A 1,122-nucleotide genomic window follows, 5' to 3' on the forward strand; every position below is an offset into this window, starting at 1 on the left:
CATCTCCTCCTTCGGCGTCAGCGGCACCAACGCCCACGTCATCATCGAACAGGCACCAGACGTCGACTCCGCCGCCACCACCACAGCGGCCGAGCCCTTGATCACCACCGCCCCGGTCCCATGGGTACTGTCCGGCAAGACGGACACGGCACTGCGGGCACAGGCCGGACAGTTGCGGGACTTCCTCGCCGCACGAGGTGACGAGTCGGTGGGGCTGGGCGAGGTGGGCTGGTCCCTGGCCACCGGCCGCGCCCGATTCGACCACCGCGCCGTCGTCCTCGGAGCGAGTCACCGGGACATGTTGGCAGGGCTGGCGGCGCTCGCCGACGGCCAGGACACACCCAACGTGGTGCGCGGGGTCCGGGCCGGTTCGGACGGGCGGGCGGTGTTCGTCTTCCCCGGCCAGGGCTCCCAATGGACCGGCATGGCCCTCGACCTCCTCGACACCACCCCGGTCTTCCGCGAGCACATCGAAGCCTGCGAACGCGCCCTCGCCCCCCACACCGACTGGCGACTCACCGACGTCCTCCGCGGCCTGCCGGGGGCGGCGTCGATGGACCGGGTGGACGTCGTCCAACCCGTCCTCTTCGCCGTCATGGTCTCCCTCGCCCGCCTCTGGCAGGCACACGGTGTCGAACCGTCCGCGGTGATCGGGCACAGCCAGGGCGAGATCGCCGCCGCCCACATCGCCGGCGCCCTGTCTCTGGACGAAGCGGCCCGCATCGCCGCCCTGCGCAGCCAGGCCATCACCCGCATCACCGGCAAGGGCGGCATGGGACACGTGGCGCTGCCCCACGACCAGGTCACCGAACGACTGAAGGCCTGGCCGGGCCTGTCCGTCGCCGCCGTCAACGGCCCCGCCTCGACCGTCATCTCGGGCGACGCCACCGCGCTCCACGACTTCATCACCACCTGCGAAAGCGACGGCATCCACGCCCGCGCCATTCCCGTCGACTACGCCTCCCACAGCACCCACGTCGAAGAACTCCGGGACGAACTCGCCACCCTCCTCGGCGACATCACACCCCAGGCATCGACCGTCCCGTTCTACTCCACCGTCACCGGCGGAGTCCTCGACACCCGCGAACTCACCACCGAGTACTGGTACACCAACCTCCGCGA

Annotated in this window: 1 protein-coding gene; it reads left to right on the forward strand. The window is 70.8% G+C overall.

The genetic code is table 11. The features are described from left to right. Positions 1-1,122 (forward strand): acyltransferase domain-containing protein (locus ACIPSC_RS39055; RefSeq protein WP_400835187.1); only part of this gene is annotated, 1,122 nt, incomplete at both ends.

It is taken from the genome of Kitasatospora sp. NPDC090091, assembly GCF_044747365.1.
Lineage (GTDB): Bacteria > Actinomycetota > Actinomycetes > Streptomycetales > Streptomycetaceae > Kitasatospora.